The organism is Aeromonas sp. FDAARGOS 1405 (assembly GCF_019048265.1).
GTDB lineage: Bacteria > Pseudomonadota > Gammaproteobacteria > Enterobacterales > Aeromonadaceae > Aeromonas > Aeromonas veronii_A.
In genome coordinates, this window is record NZ_CP077311.1 from 920,395 (window position 1) to 937,509 (window position 17,115).

Consider the following 17,115-nt stretch of genomic DNA (forward strand, 5'->3'; position numbering starts at 1 on the left):
TCTCGCATCCGGCGAGGTCCTGTTCATCCTGAAGAACGAGGTTCCGTTCGTTCTGCTCTCATCCCGAGAGTGTCCTGCCGCGTCCTGCGGTGTTCCTTATTCATCCGTGGCGATAATCATCCTGATTATCGAGCTCATCCTGAGGTGTCCCTTGTCCACATCCTGCGGACTATTCCATCTTTATGCGCTGCCCTGCATCCTGCCGGACCAGCTCCGTCCTTGTGAGACCCATAGTAAGGAAATGCGCACCCCGAACAAGGGCCATCCGATGATAAAGATCTGATGCCGCTCCCATTTCAAAAAACAAACTTAAAAACTAACCCTTCAATATCAGCAAGTTAATTAGTTTCACAGGAAAGCTCGATCATTCTGGCATGGCTTCGCGTACGGTTCAAAGCGCCAGCCTCTTACAGTGGCTATGGCAGATCTCTTACACGGGATTCGCCCCCAAAAACGGGGCAGGAAAACGGTTCAATCCTGTCGTTAAGACTTAAAAATTAGTTGAATAAATATGCTTAAAAAAACAGCAAAAAAAGAGCCGAGACCAGGCTCGACTCTTCACATGCAATTTCTTAATCAGCTCAAGCGGTTGGCCGGATTGAGATAGGCCTTGCGCAGCGATTCCGGCGCCAGCACCTCCAGTTCACCGCTGATATTGTTCAACCAGCTGCGAAACTCCGGGGTGTCCTGCACTTCGGTCTCCACCACCACGCTGCGCTTGTCATAGCGGGTCATGCGCGGATTGTTGCCGGGGATCTGGTTATCCAGCAGCGACTGGCTGTTAGCATCGATCCGGCCGACGAAACGGATCGGGCCGCTCACATCCTGATAACCCTGATCTCGGATCAGCTTCTGAATATTGAAATCCTTCGGCTGGGTGGCGCTGAAGTTGGTCAGCTCCACATTCTTGATATGGTCAAACGGGATGCCGTAGACCTTGGGATCCAGCTCTGAGAGAGTGCAGAGCAGGATCGGACCGTCCGGCTGATTGAGAATGCCGAGCGGGTTGATACGGTCGTAGCAGAGCCACACGGTGCGCTCTTTGATCACGCGCTGGATCTCGGCACTGAACTTGCGACCACGCCAGAGCGCATCGCGGATCAAGGTGCTGCGGCGGATCTCCGGGTTGCCGGCAAACGGACGCGGTGACTGGTGGACACTCTCCAGCCAGCGTTCGGCCAGTTCGCTCTGGCTGTCGCGGATCACCTGACTCGCTTTGTCGACCAGCGGGTTCAATTCGGTCAATACACTCGCCGGTAACAGTTGGCTCGCCTGATCACTCCAGGTTTTCAGGGCCACTGCCAGCGAGAGGGGCATGATATTGGCAAAGTCATTGAGGCCGTGGCGCTCGAAGCACCAGCCATGGGGTTTACTGCGCTCGTCCGAGGTGAGGTCGAACAGTCCCATGCCGGACATCTCCTCCAGGTCCCGTTGCACGGTACGCAGACTGACGTGGATGCCTTCCTCTTCCAGTTTTACCTGAAGTTGGCTGGCGGTCAGCTTGTAAGGGCGGTGCGGGATGCAACGCGCCAAGGTCAGTTGTCGTAACAGCTTCTTACTCATGGTGCATGCCTTCACTGGTTTAGCGTTGATCGTATCCTAGTCGCAACTTGCGACAGTCTATGTCGCAAGTTTTGCGGCGACAACTGTCGCCATTTTCATACAAAGCAACTCATGTACATGATTTATAATATAAAAATCACTTAGCACGGCAAACTTAACACTTTAAGACAAGCTAACCATCACGAAGAAAACTAAGTGGAGAGGCAGGCTAACATCAAGGGGAATAGGATTTTTCTGAATCTGTTCTTTTGAAATAGCCGGAGGGAGGCAATCCTCCCTCCAAGCTCAATCACATCAGCCACGACCAGGCTGACTTGGTGATGGCCGCACCGACCATGTAGCCAAACACCGCCAGCGCCGCCACACCGGCCACCAGCTTCTGACCGCGGGCCGGGCGCTTGAGTGCCATGACACCCAGACCGATATAGAGCACCAGTGCCATCAGCTTGGCCATCAGCCAGGGTTGTTGACCCGGGCTCAACTGCAAGGCCACCGCCAGCAACACACCAAACAGCAGCAGGAAGGTGTCGTTGATATGAGGCAGGATCTTCAGCCACTTCTGCTGCAACCGATCGCTGCCGGCCAGCGCCAGACTCCAGCGATAGATAAAGAGCAGCAGACTGACCAGCGCCAGCGTCATATGCAGGTGTTTGAACATGGGATAATAGGCAATCATTTTGCTTCCTTGTCGTCGTCGGGTAGCCCGCTATTCCAGTTGTGGGCATGGATACGCTCCTGCCCCTCCTCGTCGTCTTGCAACAGATCGGAGAGGATCTCCCGGTATTGCAGGCTCTTGTTGATATAAGTGTGTTCGTCGTCCAGATAGTTGACCTGCTCGCGCAACAGCCAGTTATCGTGCTGCTTGAAGGTCTGCCCCGCCCGCCAGGCCTGGTTGGCCCGAAAACCGAGCTGGGTCAGGGCTTCCACCCCCAGATCGACCGCCGAACCCAGGGTTTCCCGGTGCACGCTCTCGACCCCGTGGCGCAGGATCTCGTGGGCATGGGGTCGATCCAGCGCTCGCGCCAGGATCTTCAGGTGCGGGAAGTGCTTCTGCACCATCTCGATCACCGCCAGCGAGGTAGCCGGATCGTTGATGGAGAGCACCAGCAGCTTCGCCTTGTGCGCCCCTGCGGCATGGAGCAGATCGATCCGGCTGGCATCGCCATAGAAGACCTGATAGCCATACTTGCGCAGGGTCTCTATCTGGCTGGCATCCTGCTCGAGGATGGTGGTGCCGATGCCGTGACCATGCAGCAGACGCCCCACGATCTGACCGAAGCGGCCGAAGCCCGCGATGATCACCGGATGCTCCACCAGCTCAGGTTGCTCATGCTGCGGTGCGTCGCTCTGGTTACGGTAATCGAACCAGGGCTGGATCACCCGATCGTTGAGGATCAGCAGCAGTGGGGTGAGCGCCATGGAGAGTGCTACTACCAGCGTCAGCAGCGAGATGGTCTCACCGGGCAGCACCCGGTTCTGGGCGGCAAACGAGAAGAGCACGAAGGCAAACTCACCGCCCTGCGCCAACGCCAGCCCGAAGGTCCAGCGCTGACTCGGCGAGATACGGATGATGAAGCCGAGCGCCATCAACACCAGCCATTTGAGCACCATCAGGCCAACCACCAGAGTGGGTATCAGGAAGGGGTGCTCGGCAAACAGCCCAAAGTCGATCCCCGCCCCCACCGACATAAAGAACAGGCCGAGCAGCAAGCCCTTGAACGGCTCTATGTCGGCCTCCAGCTCATGGCGATATTCGCTGTCGGCCAGCACCACTCCGGCGAGGAAGGAGCCGAGAGCGGGCGAAAGCCCCACCGACTCCATCAACACGGCGATGGCGATCACCAGCAGCAGAGCGGCGGCGACGAAGATCTCCCGCATATGGGACTGGGCGATGGCACGAAACACCGGCCGCATCAGGTAGTGGCCACCCAGCACTATGCCTGAGATGGCCGCGACCACCAGCAGACCATGCTGCCAACCCGCCAGCTCGGAGCCACCATTGCTGGCGACCGGCGCCATGGCCAGCAACGGCAGGATCGCCAGGATCGGAATGACCGCAATATCCTGAAACAGCAGCACCGCAAAGGCGGAGCGACCGCTCTCGCTCTGCATCAGCTTGCGCTCCTGCAGGCTCTGCAGAACTATGGCGGTGGAGGAGAGCGCCAGAATGAGGCCGATGGCCAGCCCCTGTTGCAGCGGCAGACCGATCAGGTGCGCCACGCCGGTCAGTGCCGCCGTGGTAAGCAGCACCTGCAGGCCGCCGGTGCCGAGGATCGGCCCCTTCAGCTGCCACAAGAGGGCCGGACGCAATTCAAGGCCGACCAGAAACAGCATCAGCACCACGCCAAACTCGGCGAAGTGCATCACATCCTTCTGCTCCCCCACCAGCCCCAGCAGAAAGGGGCCTATGATAATCCCCGCCAGCAGGTAGCCGAGCACCGAGCCCAGCCCCCAGCGCTTGGCCAGCGGCACCGCGATAACGGCGGCGGAGAGGTAGATAAAGGCATCAAACAGGATCCCGTGGCCCATCAGTCAGCCCTCCGTGTGAACATCTGGTCCGGCTCATAAGCTCGGCCAACAAGCTGCCCATGTGTCATCAGAGCACCTCCAGCAAGTCGCGTAGATAGGGGCGCCCGGCCAGTTGCTCTGGAGTCAGCTGATCATCACGCAGGGCGCAAAGCAGCTGGCGGTAATCCTGTCCACAGCGGCGCAGGGCGGCGGGATCCTTGACCTTGTGAAAGGAGTGCAGCACGAAAGGGGGCAGCCAGTTCATGCCGCACAAGGTGGCTGCCTGCTGAAATGGCAGCAAAAAATCGAGCAGCGGTCGGCTGTTGTAACCCTCGCTGCAGTAGGACTCCGGCGCCCCGCCGGTGGTGATGGCGCTCAGCCACTGCTTGCCCTTGAGGGCGTGGGCTTCAGGGCCGTAGGCGTAGCCATACTCCAATACCAGATCCATCCACTCTTTCATGATGGCCGGGCAGGAGTACCAGTAAAACGGGTGCTGGAAGACGATGATATCGTGCTCACAGAGCAGCGCCTGCTCCCGCTTCACATCGATAAACATGTCGGGATAGTGCTGGTAAAGGTCGTGAACCGTGACCCCCTCCAGCCCCTCAATCGCCTGCAACAGCTGCTTGTTGGCCCGCGAGCTCTGCAGCGCGGGATGGGAAAAAATAACCAGAATGCGTTTCATGACCACATCACCCGAACAAAGCCTTGCTGTGCAAGGCGCGGTAAACAGAAAAGGGGAGTCTGGGGAGCTGCATCGTAAAGGTGCACAGGAGAGCGACCTTATCAGGAAGCGCCATAGCCTGCCAACTCGGGGATCAGCTCCCGCAGCGCCGGATTGAGGGTCTGGTGGGCGGGATAGCAGAGCCCGATCCGGCGAAACATCCGCGGTCCGCTCACCGGCAGGGTACAGAGCCCCGCCTCATCCTCGACCAGCCCGTCCGGCAGAAAACTGATGCCGACCCCCGCCAGCACCAGCGCCATCACCAGCCCCTTGCTCTCGGCCTTGGCCACCAGATTGAGAGTAAGGCGGTCACAGGCCAGCAAGCCGATAGTCTGCTGATGGGCTTCGCAGGGCGGGCACTCAATAAAATCATAATGTTGCAGCTCGGCCAGCTCGATCCTTTCGCGACTGGCCAGGGGGTGATCGACCGGCACGCAGAGCACGTAATCCTCCTCCCACAGCGGCAGGAAGATCTCGTCCTCCCGGCGCAAGGCATCCAGCGTCAAACGGCAGTCGGCGGGTGTGGTGTAGTCGGAGAGGGTGAGATCCAGTTGCGGCAACACGCGCTGTACTTGCTGCAACAGCCCGGCCACCCGACGGCGACTCAAGTCCGGCATGATGGCGATATTGAGCCTCGCACGCGTCGCTTTCTGGCGAAACAGCTCCGGCAGACGGCGCGCCTCCTCCACCAGCTTGACCGCGTGAGGATAGAGATAGTGGGCCGGATCTTTCGCCACCACCCCCTTCTTGCCCCGGACAAACAGGCTGTCACCGAGCGCCTCTTCCAGCTGGCGTAGCCCCGCCGAGAGGGAGGGCTGGCTGACGTGGCAGCGCTCGGCCGCCGCCGTGATGTTCTTCTCTTCATAGATGGCAATGAAGAAACGCAGCAATCTCAAGTCCAGCATAAACCAACCATAGTTTTTTCAGATGATAACCAGCGGAAAACAATATTTATCATTTATAGATGCAGTGACTATAGTGATTGGGTTCCGTGCTGGCCAGCCACCTGTTTGCTCAAACCGACTCTTGAATCAGAAGGAAAGACCCATGTCCAAATCTCTCGTCGTGATCACCGGTGCCTCCGCCGGGATCGGTGCCGCCATCGCCCGTGCCTTCTCTGCCGCCGGTCATCCGCTGCTACTGCTGGCCCGCCGGGTCGAGCCGATGCAGGCACTGAACCTGCCCGATACCCTCTGCATCGGGGTCGATGTGACCGACACCGCCGCCATGAAGGCCGCCGTCCAGCAGGCAGAAGCCAAATTTGGCCCGGTCGGCTGCATGGTCAACAACGCCGGAGTCATGCTGCTGGGTCAGGCCGATGTGCAGGATCCCGCCGAGTGGCAGCAGATGCTCAACATCAACGTGATGGGGGTGCTGAACGGCGTCCACGCAGTGCTGGCAGGTATGAAGGAGCGCCGCAGCGGTACCATCATCAACATCAGCTCCATCGCCGGTCGCAAGACCTTCCCGAACCATGCTGCCTACTGCGCCACCAAGTTCGCCGTGCACGCCCTGACCGAGAACATCCGGGAAGAGGTAGCCGATGTCGGCGTGCGGATGGTGACCATTGCCCCGGGTGCGGTCGAGACCGAGCTGCTCAGCCACACCACTGACGAGAGCATCAAGGCCGGTTACCACGACTGGAAAGATCAGATGGGCGGCGTCATTGCGCCGGAAGTGATCGCCAATGCCGTGCTCTACGCCTGGAACCAGCCTGCCAACGTCTGCGTGCGCGAGATCGTGCTGGCGGCGACCCGTCAGCAACCTTGAATCCAGCTGACTGACACCATGGGGAGAGCTTGACCCTCCCCCGGGGCACAGGGTTACCATGTGCCCCTTATTTTTTCCGAGTCATTCCATGGTTCTCACCCGTCGCCAACTCGCTCACGCCCGTCGCTGGCTCCCCTTGTGGAGTCTGGTGCTGGTGTTGATGTCGTTTGGCAGCCGGGCCGCAACCGACCTCTGTACCCTGACTACCCACTGCAGCCAGAGCGAGCGCACCCTAGAAAAGGCGATGCCCTGCGGCAGCTTTACCACCGCCCTCTCGATGACGCTGGTAGGCAGCGACAGCCTGACGGTCGCCGTACTGGAACCGGATACCCCCGACTTCGCCTCCCCCTCTCTCTTTATGCCGGACGCCCCGTGCGAGCGGCTCGAACGCCCCCCACGCACCCGGATCTGAAACGCATCCCGTATCGGGCATCTTTTCTTTCAATCTGAGGTGAGTGATGTACAAACCCCTGTTACTGGCCATGCTGGCCGGTACCGTCAGCTTTTCGGCTCTCGCGGCCGAGAAGATGACTGTCTACAAATCCAAATATTGTGGCTGCTGCCAAAGCTGGAACGAGCACATGGAGCAGAATGGCTTCGAACTGGAAGTCATCGAAACCGAACAGCTCGGCGCAGTGAAGCAGCAATACGGTATCGCGCCGGAACTGGCCTCTTGCCATACCGGCATCGTAAATGGCTATGTGATCGAGGGGCATGTACCGGCCGCCGATGTGCAGAAGCTGCTCAGGGAAAAACCGGCGATCCGTGGCCTGACCATTCCGGGCATGCCCCAGAGTGCGCCGGGCATGGATATTCCGGGCCATCCCTATGAGGTACTGAGTATCAGCAACGAGGGCGCGACCAACCGCTGGTCGAGCTACCCCGGCTGACGAAAACTGGCCATGAGAGGGCACTCCCATATCATGTGAGGCACACCTGAGCGGACTCTTGCCGCTCATGGCCAGAAAGAGGGCCGCTATCGCGAGATAGCGGCTTTTTTTGATTACATTTCCTGCAATAACAAGGGATTGCTTGCAACCACCGGCAACAAGGGGCAGATTTAACGCCAATTCATGGAGCCGATGCTCAGGTCTACCAACCCTTTCCAGCGCCAAGGATGCGACATGTTTACCTTTTCCCGAGGAGTTCTGCTGCTAGCCTTTCTGACAGTTCTCCCCCCCACTTATGCCAATGAAGAGCCCGCCATGCTGACAAGCGAACATCCAATCCAGCCGCCCGTGGCCGCCAAACATCCCCGCACTCTGAAAAAACACGGGGATACCCGCATCGACAACTACTACTGGCTGCGTGACGACGAGCGGCAGAAGCCCGAGGTGTTGGACTATCTCAAGGCCGAGAACGCCTATACCGAGGCCATGCTCAAGCCAACCCAACCCCTGCGCGAGCAGCTTTACAAAGAGATGGTCGCCCGCATCCCCCAGCAGGATGAGTCGGTACCCTATGTGAAGAACGGCTACCGCTACCAGACCCGCTATGAGCCGGGCAAGGAGTACGGGATCTATTCGCGCACCAAGCTCGGTGAAGAGCAGGCGAGCCTGCTGCTCGACAGCAACCTGCGGGCTGAAGGGCACGAGTTCTATGCCCTCGGCGCCCTTGAGGTGAGCCGCAACAACCGCTGGCTGGCGGTGGCGGAAGATTTCCTCTCCCGCCGTCAGTACCAGATACAGTTCCTCGATCTGGGGAGCGGCCAGTGGGCCACCGACAAACTGGAAAATACCTCCGGCAATCTGGTGTGGGCCAACGACAACAAGACCGTCTTCTATGTGCGCAAGCACCCGCAGACCCTGCTGCCCTATCAGGTCTATCGCCATACGCTCGGGACGGATCCGGCCACGGACAAGCTGGTCTACGAGGAGAAGGATGACTCCTTCTACATCAGCCTCTACGCCACCACCTCGGAAGATTTCATCGTCATCGCCCTCTCCAGCACCACCACAGGCGAAGCGCGGCTGATCGATGCCAACCAGCCGGAGCACGCCCCACGCCTCTTCCTGCCCCGTCAGGTGGATCACGAATACAGCCTGGATCACTACCGCGGCCGCTTCTATGTGCGCTCCAACAAGGATGGCAAGAACTTCGGCCTCTACGAGACCAAGGAGAGCCCGGTCGATCGCTGGAAGGCGGTGATCGCCCCCAATCCGGAGGTACTGCTGGAGAGCTACGCCCTGTTCAAGGATTGGCTGGTACTGGAAGAGCGCAGCAAAGGGCTGACCCGACTGCGCCAGATCAACTGGCAGAGCGGTGACGAGAAGGAGATCGCCTTCGACGATCCCGCCTATGTCACCTGGCTCGCCTACAACCCGGAGCCGGATACCAGCGCCCTGCGCTATGGCTACTCATCCATGACCACCCCCGCCTCCACCTATGAGCTGGATATGGCGAGCGGCGAGCGCACCCTGCTCAAGCAGCAGCCGGTGGCCGGCTTCAAGGCCGATCAGTACGCCAGCGAGCGACTCTGGGTGACCGCCCGCGACGGTGTATCGGTGCCGGTGTCGCTGGTCTATCGCAAGGACAAGTTCAAGAAAGAGCAGGCAGATGCACCCAAGAATCCGCTGCTGGTCTATGGCTATGGCTCCTACGGCGCCAGCATGGATCCCGACTTCAGCAGCTCGCGCCTGAGCCTGCTGGACAGAGGCTTCGTCTACGCCATCGCCCATATCCGGGGTGGTGAAGAGCTGGGCCGTCACTGGTACGAAGATGGCAAGTTGCTGAAAAAGCAAAACACCTTCAATGACTTCATTGATGTCACCAAGGCGCTGGTTGAGCAAGGCTACGGTGCCAGGGATCAGGTCTACGCCATGGGCGGCAGCGCCGGCGGCCTGCTGATGGGGGCCGTCATCAATCAGGCACCCGAACTCTATCGCGGCGTGGTGGCACAGGTGCCGTTCGTCGATGTGGTCACCACCATGCTTGACGAGTCGATCCCCCTCACCACCGGGGAGTATGACGAGTGGGGCAACCCGAACCAGAAGCGCTACTACGACTACATGAAGAGCTACAGCCCCTACGATCAGGTCAAGGCGCAAGCCTACCCCAACCTGCTGGTCACCACCGGGCTGCACGACTCGCAAGTGCAGTATTGGGAGCCCGCCAAGTGGGTCGCCAAGCTGCGCGAACTGAAGACAGATGATAACAAGTTGTTACTGAACACCGACATGGACGCCGGCCACGGCGGCAAGTCGGGCCGCTTCAAAGCCTACGAGGATATCGCGCTGGAATACGCCTTTATCCTGGATCTGGCCACCCCGGCCAACTGATCCATTATGACCCCGGCCCTTGTCACACAAGGGCCGCATAAGAATCCCCTCCTAGTTTTTCCCTCTTCCATTTCCCTTCATATCAAATTAATCTTCGGCTAGAAAATGAATGATCAAGGTCATGTTTCTCAAGATTAAACTCCGTGATTTTGCCATTTCGTTTGATTTATGTTGGGTGAATGTGCTTAATCGGAGTGCTTGCAACTTTTTATTTGGCCCCTCAGGGGCCAATTTATCTTCGACCGACAGGAGGTCGGTAACCTCACCACAGGATGAGGGTGACCGCCGGAAAAGGGGGCAATCAACTCCCCCGCTTTCGCGCAACGAGAAGAGCGGGCAAGCCCGGCGCAGAACGGGATTGCCATCAATTTATCCGGGGATCGGATAAACAAAATCAAAGAAAAGGGAGAAAAAATGAAAGGATTAACTTTGGCATGCGCCCTGTCGGCGGCTCTGGTCGGTGTTTCATTCGGTGGTCCGGTACAAGCGCAGGAGCGCTTCGTGACCATAGGCACCGGCGGTCAGACCGGCGTCTACTATGTCGCTGGCCAGTCCATCTGCCGCTTCCTCAATCGCGGCGCCGCCGATCACCAGATCAAGTGCAACGCCCCAGCCAGTGGCGGTGGTGTTGCCAACGTCAACGGCATCCGCAGCGGTGAGTTCAACTTCGGCATCATGCAATCCGACCACCAGTTCAAGGCGATGAAAGGGCTGCCACCGTTCCAGGCCGAAGGGGCCATGGACGATATGCGCGCCGTCTTCTCCCTGCAGAGCGAGGTGTTCACCATCCTGGCTCGCCGCGATGCCAAGATCGCCAGCTTCGACGACCTGAAAGGCAAGCGCGTCAACATCGGCAACCCGGGCTCCGGCCAGCGTGACACCATGGAAGAGATCATGGCGGTCAAAGGCTGGAAGAAGGGTGACTTCGGTCTGGTCTCCGAGCTGAAGCCGGCCGAACAGGCCTCCGCCCTCGGTGACAACAACATCGACGCCATGAGCTACTTCGTCGGTCACCCGAACGGCGCCATTCAGGAAGCTTCCACCACCACAGATGCAGTACTGGTACCTGTGACCGGCGCCGACATCGACAAGCTGCTGGCCGAGAAGAGCTACTACAGCAAGGCCGAGATCCCGGGCGGCATCTACAAGGGCAGCGACAAGCCGACCCCCTCCATCGGTGGCAAAGCGGTGCTCTCCACCAGCGCCAAAACCGATCCGGAAGTGGTCTATCAGCTGGTCAAGTCGGTGTTCGACAACCTGGATCGCTTCAAGCGCCTGCACCCTGCCTTTGCCGACCTGAAAGAGGCCGACATGATCAAGGTGGGTCTCTCTGCACCGCTGCATGAAGGGGCTGCCCGCTACTACAAAGAGCGCGGCTGGATCTGATTGAAGGCCCCGGGGCCTTTGTCACTCTCTTCGACACCCGTCCGCCGCCTGATTGCGGGGGCGGGTGTCGCTCTTGTTGTACTCGTTGGCACAAGTTAACCCTATGCAAGATAAACAACTCTCTACCGAGGAACTGATCGCCCAGGATGTGGGCGCTCGCCTGCCGCTGGGCATCATGGGCTGGCTCATCACCGCGCTGGCGCTGGCCTGGTCCCTGTTCCAGCTCTGGATCGCCTCGCCACTCCCCTTCATGGTGGGGTTTGGCGTACTCAATGACACCGAAACCCGCTCCATTCACCTTACCTTTGCCCTGTTGCTCGCTTTTCTGGTGTTCCCGGCATTTCGCTCCTCGCCGCGGGATCGGGTCCCCCTCGGCGATATCGCCCTCGGTCTGATCGCTGCTGGTGCCGCCTCTTACCTGTTCGTGATGTATGAAGCGCTGGCGCTGCGTCCCGGCACCCTCACCACCGCCGATCTGGTGACCGCCTGCATCGGCATTCCGCTGCTGCTGGAAGCGGCGCGCCGTGCCCTGGGGCCGGCACTGGCGGTCATCGCTATCGTCTTTCTGATCTACAGCCTGGCGGGCCCCTGGATGCCGGGACTGCTGGCACATCGCGGGGTAGGCTTTACCGCGCTGGCCAACCACCAGTGGATCACTACCGAAGGGGTGTTCGGCATCGCCCTTGGCGTCTCCACCAGCTTCGTGTTCCTGTTCGTGCTGTTTGGCGCCCTGCTGGAGCGTGCCGGTGCCGGTCACTACTTTATCCAACTCGCCTTCAGCCTGCTCGGTCACCTACGCGGCGGCCCCGCCAAGGCGGCAGTGGTCGCTTCCGGCCTAACCGGTCTGATTTCCGGCTCGTCGATTGCCAACGTGGTGACCACCGGTACCTTCACCATCCCGATGATGAAGAAGGTGGGCTTCAGTTCAGAGAAAGCGGGGGCGGTGGAAGTAGCCTCCTCGGTCAACGGCCAGATCATGCCACCCGTGATGGGGGCTGCGGCTTTCCTGATGGTCGAATACGTGGGCATCCCCTATGTGGAGATCATCAAGCACGCCTTCCTGCCTGCCGCCATCTCCTACATAGCGCTGCTCTACATCGTCCATCTGGAGGCGCTGAAACTGGGCATGCAGCCCATCGGCAACCATCAACCCAAACCCTGGCTGCGCCGCCTGACCGGCTTTGCCTTTGGCGCGGCCCTCATCAGCGGCCTGTCACTGGCGGTCTACTATGGCCTCGGCTGGCTCAAACCTGCTTTGGGTGACTACGCCCTGCCGGGGATCTCGGTACTGCTGGCTGCCACCTATGTGGCTCTGTTGAAGATCGCCGCCAGCAATGAACCACTGCCTGCCGAAGATCCCGACAAGCCGCTCACCGAGCTGCCCAACACCCGCGCCGTGCTGCTCTCCGGCCTGCACTTCCTGCTGCCGGTGGTAGTACTGGTATGGTGCCTGATGGTGGAACGCCTCTCGCCGGGGCTGTCGGCCTTCTGGGGTACCGTGATGCTGGTGATCATCCTGCTGACCCAGCGCCCGCTGCTCAACTGGTTGCGCAAGGACGGCAAGCACGACTACGGCACCGTCGCTGACGGCGTGGTGGATCTGCGGGAAGGGCTGGTCGCAGGTGCCCGCAACATGATCGGTATCGGCATTGCCACCGCCACCGCGGGGATTATCGTGGGTGCGGTCTCCCAGACCGGGGTTGGTCTGGTGCTGGCGGATCTGGTGGAGTTCCTCTCCATGGGTAACCTGCTGCTGATGCTGCTGCTCACCGCTCTGCTGAGCCTGATCCTCGGCATGGGGCTGCCGACCACTGCCAACTACATCGTCGTCTCCAGCCTGCTGGCACCGGTGGTAGTGACGCTGGGGCAGCAAAACGGGCTGATCGTGCCGCTGATCGCGGTGCACCTGTTCGTCTTCTACTTCGGCATCATGGCGGATGTGACGCCGCCGGTGGGGCTGGCCTCCTTCGCGGCAGCGGCTGTCTCCAAGGGCGACCCCATCAAGACCGGGATCACGGCGTTTTACTACAGCCTGCGTACCGCGGCGCTGCCGTTCCTGTTTATCTTCAACACCGACCTGCTGCTGATCGACGTGGACTTCGCCCATGGGGTGCTGATCTTCATCGTGGCGACCATCGCCATGCTGATCTTCGCCGCCGCCACTCAGGGCTGGTTCCTGGTGAAGAGCCGCTGGTACGAGAGCGTGCTGCTGTTGCTGGTCGCCTTTACCCTGTTCCGCCCGGGTTTCTGGATGGACATGGTGCACGACCCCTATCGCGAGACCCCGCCTGCCCAGCTGGCCCAAACCATGGGTGAAGTGGAGGCGGAGAGCACCCTGCGGCTGCGGATCCTCGGTGAAGATGCAGTGGGCAAGCCACGCAAGTTCACCCTGCTGGTCGCCGTACCGGATGGGGCAAATGGCGAAGAGCGGCTGGCCAATCTGGGGCTGAGCCTCTATGAGCAGGATGGCAAGACGCTGATCGACAACGTCGCCTTTGGCAGCCCGGCCGCCACCATGGGGCTGGAGTTCGATCAGGAGATCCTCACCGTCAAGGCGCCGACCGAGCGCTGGACCAAGGAGTGGATGTGGATCCCGGGCTTCCTGCTGTTCGGGGCGATCGTCTGGCTGCAGCGTCGCCGCAGCGTCAAGGCCGGTTAATCCGCCAGGCAAATAAGACAGAGGGCCGCGATTGCGGCCCTCTTTTTATGGATATCGATCTCGCTGCAGCGGCGATCAGTGACCCGCCAGCTTCATATTCTCTACCAGCACCGAGCCGGTCTTGAGACTGGAGCGCTCATCCTCGTCACTACCCACCGCCACGATATGACTGAACATCTCGGCCAGATTGCCGGCGATGGTGATCTCCTCGACCGGATAGGCTATTTCGCCATTCTCGACCCAGAAACCGGCAGCGCCGCGGGAGTAGTCGCCATTGACGATATTGACCCCCTGCCCCATCAGCTCGGTCACCAGCAGACCGGTACCCATCTCTTTCAGCATGCCCTGAAAATCCTGGCCGGTATTGGAGACCTGCCAGTTGTGGATGCCACCGGCATGACCCGTAGTGGTCAGCCCCAGCTTGCGCGCAGAGTAGGAGGTAAGCAGCCAGCTCATCAGCTCGCCGTTACGGATGATATCCATGTCGCGGGTACGCACCCCTTCGCCATCGAACGGGGTACTGGCGAGCCCGCCCAGCAGGTGGGGGAACTCCTGAATGGTGAGCCACTCTGGCAGGATCTGCTTGCCCAATTTGTCGAGCAGGAAGCTCGACTTGCGATAGAGGTTGCCACCGCTGATGGCCATCACCAGATGGCCCCACAGGCCGGAGGCAGTATCGGGGTGGAACAGCACAGGGGCATGGCGGGTAGAAATCTTGCGGGCGCCGAGACGGGAGACGGTACGCTCCACCGCCTCGTCGGCGATGCGCTGCGCGCTCCAGAGCCCGTCGAGGGAACGGCTGGAGGAGTAGCCGTAATCCCGCTGCATGTCGCCATCCTGCTCGCCGATCAGCACGCAGCTCAGGGAGTTACGCGACGCCGCGTAGCCTTTGACGAAGCCGTGGCTGTTACCATAGACCTTGATGCCAAGATGGCTGGAGAAACCGGCACCGTCGGAGTGCTTGATACGGATATCGCGACCCAGAGCGAGTCGTTCGCACTCGATGGCCAGATCGATGCCGCGCTGGGGATCCAGCTCGATTTGGTGACACAGTTGCAGGTCGGGGGCATCCCAGGCCAGCAGCTCGGCGTCCGCCAGACCGGCGCAATCATCCGCCGAGGTGTGGCGGGCAATCTCGATGGCCGCTTCAACGGCGGCACGAATGGCGGGTTTGCTCAGATCGGTGGTCGAGGAAGATCCCTTGCAACCATCGCGATAGACGGCGATGCCGAGGGCGCCATCCTTATTGAATTCAATGCTTTCCAGTTCACAACCCCGGGTGTTCACCGACAACCCGGTCTGCTTGCTGATGGAGACTTCGGCCAGCGAGGCGCCCAGTCCTTTGGCTATCTCCAGGGCTTCGGCAACCACGGCCTCGAGATGGGCTTGATCCTGGCGGATTTGGTCTTGCTGATCCATAACTCACATCTGTATGAAAGAAGGAAAGGGGGGTAAGCATATCAGACCCCTGCGCCCAGCGGGAGAAGCTGGTAACATATCCGCCAAACGTGAATGACAGGAATCAAGAGACCGATGAGTCAATATCAAGACGACAACGAGTTCGAAGACTGGGGCCCCAGCAAGAGCCAGCTCAAGCGCGATGCCGAAGCATTGCAGAAAATGGGGGAAGAGATCGTCTCCCTCAGCCACAGCGAGCTGGAAAAAATCCCGTTGGATGAAGAACTTGCAGAAGCTGTCGAGCTGGGTCGCAAACTCAAGCCGAAGAAGGATGAGTCCTTCCGTCGCCATCTGCAGTTCATCGGCCGCCTGATGCGCAGCCGCGATATCGAGCCGATTGCCGAAGCGCTCTCCATCATCAAGAACCGTCACTCCACCGTGAATGCGCGCCTGCATCGCCTGGAGCAGTGGCGCGAGCGCCTGATCACCGAAGGTGACAGCGCCCTCAACGAGCTGATGTCCCAGTTCCACGAACTGGATCGCCAGAAGCTGCGCCAGCTGATCCGCTCCGCCAACAAGGAGCGGGAGCTGAACAAGCCGCCGGTCGCCTACCGCGAGATGTACCAGTATCTGCGCGGCGAGATCGAAGACCTGCTGTGATCCCCGAAACACGCCTCCCCTCGCGGAGGCGTGCTTCTATTGATGCCTTTTCCTCTCCACATCCCTGTGCGTTTAATATATCCACCATTTTTCTACCCCAGCCATAACGACCCATCTCAACAACCCCGTTAAATCGGCGCTTCAGAGCAGACCAAAACAGACACGTTAACAATTTGGTATCATTTTGTTTGACATATTGAACAGCCTTGGCAGACTGGGGAGAGGATCCAGGCTGTCGCTGCCGAGGCTGACCGACGATTCGATTCTGCCACCCGGTAAGACGCGGGATCCCATGACCATACCTTGAGGCATGCCCTTGCCCAGCCGATGTGCAAGGGTCTGCCCAAGGTGCAGGATGAGACTTCAACGCCAGGGATAATCAGGGTGTTCTATGCCAAATTCCATACTCGTCACCAACCGTAAACCCGTCGTGCTGATGACCATGGGGGCCCAGCCCCGCAATGGCCACGCCTATCAGGTAATGACCCACAAATACATCATGCCGCTGGTCGAGATCAGTGGCTGTGTCCCGCTGCTGGTGCCCACCTGCTGTGGCACCGCCGATCTGGAGCAGTATCTGGATCTGGCTGACGGCATCTATCTGAGCGGCGCCGGCTCCAACATCGATCCGGCGCTTTACGGACAGGAGAACCTCACGCCGGAGAAACAGCAGGACAGGGATCGCGACCTGTTCGATCTGCCCCTCATTAAGGGAGCCCTCGCCCGTGGCTTGCCGATCCTCGGGATCTGTCGCGGCATGCAGGAGATCAACGTGGCACTGGGCGGCGATATCCACCAGAAGGTCTACACCGAACCGGGTTATGACGATCATCGGGAAGATGCCGACGATCCGGTCGACGAACAGTATGGGCCAAGCCATCAGATTGAGCTGCTGCCGGGCAGCTGGTTTGCCGAACTGATGGGAGCTGAACAGATACCGGTCAACTCCCTGCATGGACAGGGGCTAAACCGTCTTGGTGATGGCCTAGAGCCGCTGGCCCATGCCGAAGATGGACTGGTCGAGGCCATCCATGCCCCTACCCTCTCCCCTTTCCTGCTGGCAGTACAGTGGCACCCGGAGTGGAAAGCCAGCGAGAATCCTCACTCCATCAAGATCTTCCAGGCCTTTGGTGACGCCTGCCGACGCCGTCAGAGAGATAATCGTTAAC

At 59.8% G+C, this 17,115-nt stretch carries 14 protein-coding genes; 8 read left to right on the plus strand and 6 right to left on the minus strand.

Translation table 11 applies throughout. From position 1 onward, the window contains the following. Positions 1 to 576: 576 nt before the first annotated feature. The 5 genes from I6L35_RS04375 to I6L35_RS04395 form a co-directional block, all read right to left on the minus strand. Entirely contained in the window at positions 577 to 1,563 is a 987-nt protein-coding gene (locus tag I6L35_RS04375; RefSeq protein WP_005342851.1) for a YafY family protein, read from the minus strand. A gap of 289 nt (positions 1,564 to 1,852) precedes the next feature. Continuing rightward, complete coding sequence (locus tag I6L35_RS04380; protein WP_111900333.1) at positions 1,853 to 2,239, minus strand: SirB2 family protein; 387 nt, start codon at positions 2,237 to 2,239, stop codon at positions 1,853 to 1,855. Then, a complete protein-coding gene (locus tag I6L35_RS04385) occupies positions 2,236 to 4,092 on the minus strand; it encodes a monovalent cation:proton antiporter-2 (CPA2) family protein (RefSeq protein WP_158110892.1) in 1,857 nt (618 codons plus the stop codon). Before I6L35_RS04385 ends, I6L35_RS04380 begins: the two co-directional genes overlap by 4 nt. A gap of 67 nt (positions 4,093 to 4,159) precedes the next feature. Next, a complete protein-coding gene (locus tag I6L35_RS04390; protein WP_181269669.1) occupies positions 4,160 to 4,756 on the minus strand; it encodes an NAD(P)H-dependent oxidoreductase in 597 nt (198 codons plus the stop codon). 101 nt (positions 4,757 to 4,857) lie between these two features. Beyond that, on the minus strand, positions 4,858 to 5,700 hold the full coding sequence (locus tag I6L35_RS04395) for a LysR family transcriptional regulator (RefSeq protein WP_005339957.1): 843 nt from the start codon (positions 5,698 to 5,700) through the stop codon (positions 4,858 to 4,860). Between the two features lie 142 nt (positions 5,701 to 5,842). On the opposite strand from I6L35_RS04395, the gene I6L35_RS04400 reads away from it, so the two are divergent. From I6L35_RS04400 to I6L35_RS04425, 6 genes are all read left to right on the plus strand, one after another. Continuing rightward, positions 5,843 to 6,565: an SDR family oxidoreductase gene (locus tag I6L35_RS04400; RefSeq protein WP_216979640.1), complete on the plus strand. Its 723-nt coding sequence runs from the start codon at positions 5,843 to 5,845 to the stop codon at positions 6,563 to 6,565. A gap of 88 nt (positions 6,566 to 6,653) precedes the next feature. Next, on the plus strand, positions 6,654 to 6,977 hold the full coding sequence (locus tag I6L35_RS04405) for a hypothetical protein (RefSeq protein ID WP_005339955.1): 324 nt from the start codon (positions 6,654 to 6,656) through the stop codon (positions 6,975 to 6,977). A 46-nt stretch (positions 6,978 to 7,023) separates the two neighbouring features. Continuing rightward, a complete protein-coding gene (locus tag I6L35_RS04410; RefSeq protein ID WP_005339953.1) occupies positions 7,024 to 7,455 on the plus strand; it encodes a DUF411 domain-containing protein in 432 nt (143 codons plus the stop codon). Positions 7,456 to 7,689: 234 nt separating this feature from the next. Next, entirely contained in the window at positions 7,690 to 9,843 is a 2,154-nt protein-coding gene (locus tag I6L35_RS04415; RefSeq protein ID WP_216979641.1) for a S9 family peptidase, read from the plus strand. A gap of 414 nt (positions 9,844 to 10,257) precedes the next feature. Continuing rightward, a complete protein-coding gene (locus I6L35_RS04420) occupies positions 10,258 to 11,229 on the plus strand; it encodes a TAXI family TRAP transporter solute-binding subunit (RefSeq protein ID WP_204382487.1) in 972 nt (323 codons plus the stop codon). Between the two features lie 103 nt (positions 11,230 to 11,332). Beyond that, a complete protein-coding gene (locus I6L35_RS04425; protein WP_005357644.1) occupies positions 11,333 to 13,888 on the plus strand; it encodes a TRAP transporter permease in 2,556 nt (851 codons plus the stop codon). Positions 13,889 to 13,963: 75 nt separating this feature from the next. Here the strand turns inward: I6L35_RS04425 and pmbA are convergent, their stop codons facing one another. Next, entirely contained in the window at positions 13,964 to 15,307 is a 1,344-nt protein-coding gene (pmbA, locus tag I6L35_RS04430; protein WP_216979642.1) for a metalloprotease PmbA, read from the minus strand. Positions 15,308 to 15,421: 114 nt separating this feature from the next. Between pmbA and yjgA the strand changes: the two genes are divergently transcribed. Continuing rightward, positions 15,422 to 15,946 (plus strand): ribosome biogenesis factor YjgA, encoded by a 525-nt coding sequence (yjgA, locus tag I6L35_RS04435; RefSeq protein WP_005336359.1) that lies wholly within the window; start codon positions 15,422 to 15,424, stop codon positions 15,944 to 15,946. 391 nt (positions 15,947 to 16,337) lie between these two features. Beyond that, positions 16,338 to 17,114: a gamma-glutamyl-gamma-aminobutyrate hydrolase family protein gene (locus tag I6L35_RS04440; RefSeq protein ID WP_216979643.1), complete on the plus strand. Its 777-nt coding sequence runs from the start codon at positions 16,338 to 16,340 to the stop codon at positions 17,112 to 17,114. Position 17,115 lies beyond the last annotated feature (1 nt).